Here is a 1,273-nt window from a genome sequence, read left to right as displayed (position 1 = left end):
CCCCTATGCGTCCGGCGCAGCGCCAAGCGGTTTGGTTGGCGCGGCGCTGCGGCGGACAAGCTTCATACGCCTGGTGTCGATGATGCCGAGCGGATGGGCATGGAAGGAGAGTGTCCATTCGCCGTCCTCGGTCTGCGCGGCTGCGACCGGCTCGCCGGCCAGCGCTTGCGAGACATAGATGAAGCCGCCATTCCACCTGATCTCACCATTGTGGCGCACACGGCGGATCGCAGCCTCGGCCGGATAGTCAGGCTCGGGTGGCGTTCTGGGCATGGCGCGCTGCGAGGGCCGGTAATGTTGGGCTGGCGTATCCATGGCGAGCGCCTCATGCGGACGCTCCTCATTGTAGCTGTGCCGGAAGGCTTCGAAGGCCTGGCCCTGGGCCGTTCTGTCGGCCTGCGGCGCCTCGGCCAGCGGCAGCATGGTCAGATGGAAGCGCTCGTGGCGTCCGTTCTGCTGCGGCTTGCCGGGTGCGATCCGCTCCAGCGCGATGTCGAGCTTGATGAAGCGCACCGCAAGCGGCGTCAGCCCGGTGACGCCGGCCGATGCGAAGGGTGGGCCGTTGTCACTTCTGAACCGATCCGGCAGGCCATGCTCCTCAAACAGCCGTTCGAACACCGGCCAAGCCTCGCTATCGGCCGTCGATCCCGTCGCTTCGAGCGCCAGAAGATAGCGGCTCGACGCATCCATCACCGTCAGCGGTTCGCAGCGCCACCCGTCACGGGTCCGGAACCAGCCCTTGTGATCGCCAGTCCACACCGCATTCGGCCTGTCGGCTTGCGGCCACGGTCCATTGCCGCAGGCCCGCAGACGCGGCCGTTTGCGGGCGTTGACAAGCCCATGCCGCGCAAGGATCGCCCCCACCGTCGAGGCCGACGGCCAGATGAGCTCGGGAGTCGTGCGCTTGAGCCGCGCCACGATCTTCTTGGGACCCCACAGCGGATGCGTCTCCTTGGTCGCGACGATCCGCTCCACCAGATCAAGAGCTGTCGCCCGGCCATGATTGAGCGGGGCTCGCGGCAGGTCGTGCAAACCTTCCGGGCCTAGCTCCCGATAGCGTCCAAGCCATTTGTAGCCGGTCTTGCGTGAGATCTCGTGGGCCGCACAAAGCGCCACCATCGTCTCATCTCCAGAAAGACACTCCACAACAAACCGAAGCCGCTCGTCCATGATGCCAGTCTCTCGCCAAACCATCGCCGGTTCCTCCGGCGGACAAGAAAACTGTCACCCATGCTATCGGTCCATTCTGTTACCTATCTATCCGGTTCGGACA

General features: G+C 65.2%; 1 protein-coding gene. It reads right to left on the bottom strand.

Annotated elements, in window-relative coordinates:
• Positions 1–3 precede the first annotated feature (3 nt).
• Positions 4–1,194 (bottom strand): helix-turn-helix domain-containing protein, encoded by a 1,191-nt coding sequence (locus AC1D1L_RS33635; protein WP_477345822.1) that lies wholly within the window; start codon positions 1,192–1,194, stop codon positions 4–6.
• Positions 1,195–1,273 lie beyond the last annotated feature (79 nt).

The sequence above is a fragment of the Mesorhizobium sp. P2_D6 genome, assembly GCF_056404315.1.
The sequence above is the reverse complement of the archived record's forward strand: the minus strand, read 5'-3'. Positions and strand labels throughout refer to the sequence as shown.

What these genes read in the sequence shown, in the direction of transcription:
- AC1D1L_RS33635 (WP_477345822.1), bottom strand. Translation starts at nt 1,194, where the DNA reads ATGGTTTGGCGAGAGACTGGCATCATGGACGAGCGGCTTCGGTTTGTT.